The organism is Roseomonas acroporae, from assembly GCF_023223525.1.
Taxonomy (GTDB): domain Bacteria; phylum Pseudomonadota; class Alphaproteobacteria; order Acetobacterales; family Acetobacteraceae; genus Roseomonas_E; species Roseomonas_E acroporae.
This window is the reverse complement of the sequence record NZ_JALPRX010000105.1, coordinates 39,200-45,474: the sequence shown is the minus strand read 5'-3', so window position 1 is coordinate 45,474 and position 6,275 is coordinate 39,200. Positions and strand designations below refer to the sequence as shown.

The 6,275-nt window shown below is 74.3% G+C and carries 7 protein-coding genes; 1 reads left to right on the top strand and 6 read right to left on the bottom strand.

The window, feature by feature from the left end:
• Positions 1 to 89: 89 nt before the first annotated feature.
• Together M0638_RS22385 and M0638_RS22380 are read right to left on the bottom strand one after the other, a co-directional pair.
• Positions 90 to 815, bottom strand: a complete 726-nt coding sequence (locus tag M0638_RS22385; protein WP_248669181.1) for a hypothetical protein — start codon at positions 813 to 815, stop codon at positions 90 to 92.
• Positions 816 to 999: 184 nt separating this feature from the next.
• Complete coding sequence (locus M0638_RS22380; RefSeq protein WP_248669180.1) at positions 1,000 to 1,653, bottom strand: hypothetical protein; 654 nt, start codon at positions 1,651 to 1,653, stop codon at positions 1,000 to 1,002.
• A gap of 223 nt (positions 1,654 to 1,876) precedes the next feature.
• On the opposite strand from M0638_RS22380, the gene M0638_RS22375 reads away from it, so the two are divergent.
• Positions 1,877 to 2,050 carry a hypothetical protein gene (locus M0638_RS22375; RefSeq protein WP_248669179.1) on the top strand — a complete coding sequence of 58 codons (174 nt, stop codon included), beginning with the start codon at positions 1,877 to 1,879 and terminating at the stop codon, positions 2,048 to 2,050.
• Positions 2,051 to 2,190: 140 nt separating this feature from the next.
• Here the strand turns inward: M0638_RS22375 and modC are convergent, their stop codons facing one another.
• The 4 genes from modC to M0638_RS22355 all read right to left on the bottom strand — a co-directional run bounded on the left by modC (position 2,191) and on the right by M0638_RS22355 (position 6,250).
• Positions 2,191 to 3,303 carry a molybdenum ABC transporter ATP-binding protein gene (modC, locus tag M0638_RS22370; RefSeq protein WP_248669178.1) on the bottom strand — a complete coding sequence of 371 codons (1,113 nt, stop codon included), beginning with the start codon at positions 3,301 to 3,303 and terminating at the stop codon, positions 2,191 to 2,193.
• Positions 3,304 to 3,562: 259 nt separating this feature from the next.
• Entirely contained in the window at positions 3,563 to 4,279 is a 717-nt protein-coding gene (gene modB, locus M0638_RS22365; RefSeq protein ID WP_248669177.1) for a molybdate ABC transporter permease subunit, read from the bottom strand.
• 7 nt (positions 4,280 to 4,286) lie between these two features.
• Positions 4,287 to 5,084: a molybdate ABC transporter substrate-binding protein gene (modA, locus tag M0638_RS22360; protein WP_248669176.1), complete on the bottom strand. Its 798-nt coding sequence runs from the start codon at positions 5,082 to 5,084 to the stop codon at positions 4,287 to 4,289.
• A 128-nt stretch (positions 5,085 to 5,212) separates the two neighbouring features.
• The gene (locus tag M0638_RS22355; RefSeq protein ID WP_248669175.1) at positions 5,213 to 6,250 is read right to left on the bottom strand and encodes a formate dehydrogenase accessory sulfurtransferase FdhD; all 1,038 of its coding nucleotides are present in this window, start codon (positions 6,248 to 6,250) and stop codon (positions 5,213 to 5,215) included.
• Between the last annotated feature and the right edge of the window lie 25 nt (positions 6,251 to 6,275).

Genomic DNA, 6,275 nt, shown 5'->3' with positions numbered 1-6,275 from the left:
GGGCGCGTGGGCCCCCCCCCCCCGCGACGATGCTCGCTGCCCCGACATGGGATGGCCGGGCGGAGCGGCGCGGGGCCGCCCCGACCGGCCTACGGGAATTCCACGTCCGAGATGTTGCAGGTGTTCACGCGGCGCTTCTCGGCATTGGAGTTGTCGGCATAGACCACGCGGATGTCGTAGATGCAGTCTCCCACCGGCAGGCGGATGGCGAAGGACTGGCCGCTCGGCAGGATGTTCTGGCCCAGCCGGTCCTGGCCCCAGCGGTCGTCGGAGGACAGCGAGACGTAGATCTCGTTGATGGGGCGGCCGCTGCGGTTCACCAGGTTGAAGGAGGGGTTGCCCTGCGGGTTGGCGCCGCCCTGCGGGGCCTGACGCTGCGGCGGCATCTGCCCCTGGGGCGGCATCTGGGCCTGCGGCGGCATCTGGCCCTGAGGCGGCATCTGGCCTTGCGGCGGCATGCCCTGGGGCGGCATCTGCTGCCCCTGCTGCTGCTGGCCGCCGAACACGACGTTGTTGGTCTGGCAGGTGTTGACGCCGCGGCGTTCCTCGGCGTTGCCGCTGGCGTAGACCACGCGGATGTCGTTCGTGCAGTCGCCCTGCAGGCGCACCGGGAAGGAACGGCCGCTCGGCAGCACGTTCTGGCCGAGCCGGTCCTGGCCCCAGCTGTTGTCGGTCGAGGGCGAGGCGTAGATCTCGTTGATCGTCTGCCCGCTCTGGTTGACCAAGTTGAAGGACGGGTCGCCCTGGGCCGCGGCCGGCTGCGCCCACCACAGCGCGGCCGCCGCCAGCAACGCGCCGAGCATCCTGTTGGCCATGGTCCGACTTTCCTCTGGTTACGATGGTCACACTAGGTCGATTCGCGCCCGCCCGTCACGCCGCGGCCGACCTTCGCCGCCTGGGCCGGGATGGCCTGTCCCCTGATTCGCTCATTCCGCTTGCGTCGTGCTGACGGGGTTCGGCCAAGGGGGTTTGTGCCGGGGGTCCGGCGGGGCGGGGCGATCAGGGGAAGGACTGCTCGACGCCCTGGCGGCAGGCATCGATCTGCCGCCGCTCCTGCACCGCCCGATTCGCGTAGACCACGCGCAGGTCGAAGAGGCAGGGTCCGGGCGCCATCCGCACCGGCACGCTCTGGCCGGGCGCCAGCACATAGGGGCCGAGCAGGTCGTAGCCCCAGGAGGCGACGCCGGTGGGCGAGACGTAGACCTCGCTGATCGCCATTCCGCTACGGTTGACCAGGGTCAGCGCGGGCGCGGCCGGGACGGCGCCACCCGGCGCGGGACCCGGCGCGGGCGTCTCCACGGCATCGCCGGGCCCGAAGGTCACGGATCGCGACGCGCAGAGATCGAGGCCGCGCCTCTCCGCCAGCGCGCCGCTGCGCAGCACGACCCTGACGTCGTAGGTGCAGTTCCCGTCGGCCGGCAGGCGGACGGTGCGGGTCGCGCCGGCCGGGATGCCCGACGCGCCCAGGCGGTCGAAGCCCCAGTCGCGCACCGAGGGCGGAGTCGCGTAGAGGGCGCCGATCTCCTCGCCGGTGCGGTTGACCACGCTGACGGCGGCGGCGCCCTGCTGCGCCGAGGCCGGGATGGCCGGCCATGCCGACGCGACGAGCAGCACCGGCAGCATCCGGCGGCGCCCGCGGCTCTCCTGTCGCATCGCTGCCCCCCTCGTGCGGCGCGGCCGTGGCGAGCCGGCCGCCCTCGTCCCCGGCGGCGGCAGAATCCGCGTCGCGGCGGGCGAAGGAAAGGGGGAAATCGCTCCCGCGCACCCCGGGCGGTGCCCGGACGCGCTGACGCGCAGTTGATCGGCCCACCGATGAGCGCCGTTCCGGCTGCCGCGTCATGTCGTGCAGCGCACCGACCCATCACGGGAGCCCAACATGTCCGAGACCGCGATCCCCTCCGAGCCGATGCAGGATTCGCCGCACCGCGGCAAGGTCGCCAGCAAGGCGAAGGAGGAGATACGGCGCACCTATGAGCGCCTGCATGCCGGCATCCGGCGCGGGCTGCGCGTCTTCGCCACGCGCGACGAGGATCATCGCGGCTATCGCTGAGGCGGCGGGTCGCGTCCCGCCCCGTCTCCCGGCCGGCGCGGCCCGGGCGAGCCGCGACCCGGTCGGGACCGCCATCCGCCGCGCCTCGTCCCCGGCGCGGAACCACGCCGCCGGGCGTGTCCGCCCGACGACGATCCGCTCTAGACCGGCGCGCCACCGCCGGCCGCACCATGGTCGAACGAGATCGACTTCACCAGCGCCCAGACCGGCCTGCCCGGCGCCAGGCCGAGGCGCTCCACCGCATCGCGCGTGACCCGTGCCAGCAGCGTGCTGCCGCCGACACGCAGCGACAGGGTCGCCTCCTGGCCCGAAGCCAGCGGCGTCACCTCGCCCACCGTCGCCGGCAGGATGTTCTGCACGGAAAGATCGCGTGGCTCGCTGGTCGCCACGGAGACGTCGCGCGCACGCACGCGGACGCGCAGCGCGGCACCGAGCGGCAGGTCGCGCAGCGCCACCACCACCTCGCCATCCGGGAAGCGCAGCCGCGTCAATCCACGTTCTTGGTCGTGCCCGGCAACGGTACACGCCAGCACGGCGCCGGCGTCGCGACGCGCGGCGAGCGGCAGGTCGGGACGGGTGGAGAGTTCCTCCACCGGGCCGCTGGCGAGCACGGTGCCGCGCCCCATCAGCACCAGCGTGTCGGCCAGCCGGTCCACCTCGTCCAGCGCGTGGGTGACGTAGAGGATCGGCAGGCCGAAGCGCTGGCGGACGCGTTCGAGGAAGGGCAGCACCTCGGCCTTGCGCGCGGCGTCGAGCGCCGCCAGCGGCTCGTCCATCAGCAGCAGGCGGGGGCGCGAGAGCAGGGCGCGGCCGAGCGCCACGCGCTGCCGCTCGCCACCCGACAGGCCGATCGGGCGCCGGCGCAGCAGCGGGCCGATGCCGAGCAGCGCCACCACCTCCTCGAAGCCCGGCCCGGTGGCGCCGCGCGGGGCGCGACGCAGGCCGTAGCGCAGGTTGCCCTCCACCGAGAGGTGCGGGAACAGGCGGGAATCCTGGAACACCACGCCGCAGCGGCGACGCTCGGCCGGCAGGGCGAGGCCGCGCGCCGTGTCGAGCAGCACCGTGTCGCCGAGCGCGACGCGGCCCCGCTCCGGGCGCAGCAGCCCGGCGACGGCGGCGAGCACGGTGGACTTGCCGCAGCCGGAGGGGCCGAACAGGACCGTGGTGCCGGGGATCGGCGAGTCGAAGGCGGCGTCGAGCGCGAAGCCGGGGAAGGCGTGGCGCAGCGAGACGGAGAGGGTGTCGGGACTCACAGGGATGCCAGCGGGGAAGGCTGCGCCTTCCCCGGACCCCATCCGCACAGGGAAGGCTCCGCCTTCCCTGGAACCCATCCGCCAGGAACCTCAGGTTCCTGGACCTCCGCCGGCGTTGGGCCACGCCGGTCGAACCGTGCGCGGCCCGAATCCAAATGGGGTTTCCAAAGGGGCTTCGCCCTTTGGCGGGAGAGTGCCGAGGGGGAGACGGAAAGGGCGAAGCCCTCCTTGCGCCGTTCCGCGCGGCGCGCGCTGCCGCTCAAGCCACCCGCCCCAGCAGCCGGTTCAGCCGCCGCGCCACCAGCTCCGCCAGCAGCAGCCCCGCCACCGCCAGCACGAAGGACACCAGCGCGAGGCGCGCCGCCGTGGCCTCCCCGCCCGGCACCTGCGTCGCGGAGTAGATGGCGAGCGGCAGGGTCTGGGTCTGGCCGGGGATGTTGGAGACGAAGGTGATGACGGCGCCGAACTCGCCGAGCCCCGCCGCGAAGGCGGTGATGGCGCCGGCGAGGATGCCGGGGGCGACCAGCGGCAGCGTCACCGTCACGAAGCGGTCGAGCGGGCCGGCGCCGAGGGTGCGGGCCGCCGCCTCCAGCCCGGGATCGACGGATTCGAAGGAGAGCCGCACCGCGCGCACGATCAGCGGGAAGGACATGACGGCGGTGGCGAAGGCGGCGCCGGCGGTGGTGAAGACGAGGCGGATGCCGAACCAGTCGTTCAGCAGCGCGCCGACCGGGCCGCGCACGCCGAACACCACCAGCAGCAGCCAGCCGACCACGACGGGCGGCATCACCAGCGGCAGGTGGACGAAGGCGTCGAGGATGGGGCGGCCGGGCAGGCGCGGACGGGTGAGCAGCCAGGCGGCGAACACCGCGACCGGCGTGCCGAAGGCGACGCTGCGCAGCGCGACGGTCAGGCTGAGCCGGACCGCCTGCCATTCCTCCGGCGAGAGCCAGTCAGTCGTGAGCCAGTGGGGCACGCCCGCTTCAGGGGCTGCGCAGCGAGAAGCCGAAGCGGCGGTAGGTCTCGGCGGCGTCCGGGCCGGTGAGGAAGGCGAACAGGGCACGGGCCTGGGCGTTGTCGGCGGCGCGGCGCGTCAGGGCGAAGGGGTAGGTGATGGGCGGGTGGCTCTCGGCGGGGAAGGTGCCGACCGCCTTCACCGCAGGGGCGATGGCGGCATCGGTGCCGTAGACGATGCCGAAGGGCGCCTCGCCGCGCTCGACCAGCAGCAGCGCGGCGCGGACGCTGTCGGCGCGGGCGATGCGCGGGGCGATCGCATCCCACTGGCCCATCCAGGTCAGCGCCTGCTGCGCGTAGCGGCCGACCGGGACATGCGCCGGGTCGCCGGTGGCGAGGCGGCCATTCGGGCCGAGCAGCGCCGCGAGGTCCGTGCCGCGCGCGAGCGCCACGGGCCGCGCCTCGGCGGCGGGGGCGACCAGCACGAGGGAGTTGCCGATCGGGCTGACGCGCGTCGAGTCCACGAGGAGCTGGCGCTGCTGCAGGTAGTCGGCCCAGGGCTCGTCGGCGGAGGCGAAGATGTCGGCGGGCGCGCCCTGCTCGATCTGCCGCGCGAGGGTGGAGGAGGAGGCGAAGGAGAAGCGCACCGTCTGCCCGGTGCGGGCACGCCACTGCTCGCCGAGCGCCTTGAACGCGTCGGTGAGGCTGGCGGCGGCGAAGACGGTGATCTCGCCGGAATTCTGGTTGCCGGCCTGGGCGTGCGCCGGCGGAAGCCAGCCGAGCGACGCCGCGAGGGCCAGCGTGGCGGCGAACAGGCGGCGGCGCATCGCGCATCCTTCCCAGCGTTGTGACCGAACCGATATAGCGGCGCGGTTTTCGCAGCGCAACAACGCGCGGCCCGCGGCGGGGCCCGCCAGAGCGACTGCGGCGCGCGGCTCCGGCGCGCGGTGTCGTCTCAGCCCGGGATGCGGTGCGGGTGGGTGAAGACGTCGAAGCCGTCCTCGCGCGCGATGCCGATCAGCGTCAGCCCGGCGGCATCGGCCAGATCGAGCGCGAGCGCGGTGGGCGCCGAGACGGCGGCGAGCATGGTGGCGCCCATCCGCGCAGCCTTCTGCACCAGCTCGACGCTGATGCGGCTCGTCATCACCACGATGCCGGCGGCGGGATCCTGCCCGCTTCGTGCCAGGGCGCCGGCGAGCTTGTCGAGCGCGTTGTGGCGGCCGACATCCTCGCGCAGGGCGACGAGGCCGGACTCCGGCCGCCAGAAGCCGGCGGCGTGCACGGCGCGGGTGGCGCGGTTGAGCCGCTGCGCCGGGGCGAGGCTGGCGACGGCGGCCGCGACCTCGGACGCCACGAGCGGGCGCCCGGCGGGCACGGCGGGCAGGGCGGGCAGCGCGGCGGCCAGGCTTTCGAGACCGCAGAGGCCGCAACCGGTCGGGCCGGCGATGCGCCGGCGCCGGGCCTCCAGCGCGCCGAGCCGGGCCTCGCCGATCCACATGCGCAGCTCGACGCCGCGCGCGGGCGCACGGGCGGCGCGGCCGGGCGGCACCGCCGCGGCCGCCAGGGGCGCTTCAACCCCACGCGCCAAAGGCGCTTCAACCCCACGCGCCAAAGGCGCTTCAGTCCCACGTGCCAAAGGCGCTTCAGTCCCACGTGCCAAAGGCGCTTCAGTCCCACGTGCCAAAGGCACTTCAGTCCCACGTGCCAAAGGCACGATGTCCAGCTCCTCGATCTCCGAGACGCGGTCCACGATGCCTTCGGACAGGCTGAAGCCGATGGCGAAATCGGCGAGGTCGTCGGGGGTCGCCATCATCACGGCGTGGGAGAGGCGGTTGTAGCTGAAGGCCACCGCGACCTCGGCCGGCACCTCGCGCCGGCCCGTCGTCCAGGCACCGCCGCGCCAGGACCGGATGCCTTCGGCGCAGGAGGTGGCGGGCAGGCCGGGCGCGTCGTCGCGGTCCGCCGGGGCGAGGGGCGTGGGGTCTTGGCGCATGCGCGGGGAAAATGGCGAGGCGGGA

What these genes read in the sequence shown, in the direction of transcription:
- M0638_RS22385 (WP_248669181.1), bottom strand. Translation starts at nt 815, where the DNA reads ATGGCCAACAGGATGCTCGGCGCGTTGCTGGCGGCGGCCGCGCTGTGG.
- M0638_RS22380 (WP_248669180.1), bottom strand. Translation starts at nt 1,653, where the DNA reads ATGCGACAGGAGAGCCGCGGGCGCCGCCGGATGCTGCCGGTGCTGCTC.
- M0638_RS22375 (WP_248669179.1), top strand. Translation starts at nt 1,877, where the DNA reads ATGTCCGAGACCGCGATCCCCTCCGAGCCGATGCAGGATTCGCCGCAC.
- modA (WP_248669176.1), bottom strand. Translation starts at nt 5,084, where the DNA reads ATGCGCCGCCGCCTGTTCGCCGCCACGCTGGCCCTCGCGGCGTCGCTC.
- M0638_RS22355 (WP_248669175.1), bottom strand. Translation starts at nt 6,250, where the DNA reads ATGCGCCAAGACCCCACGCCCCTCGCCCCGGCGGACCGCGACGACGCG.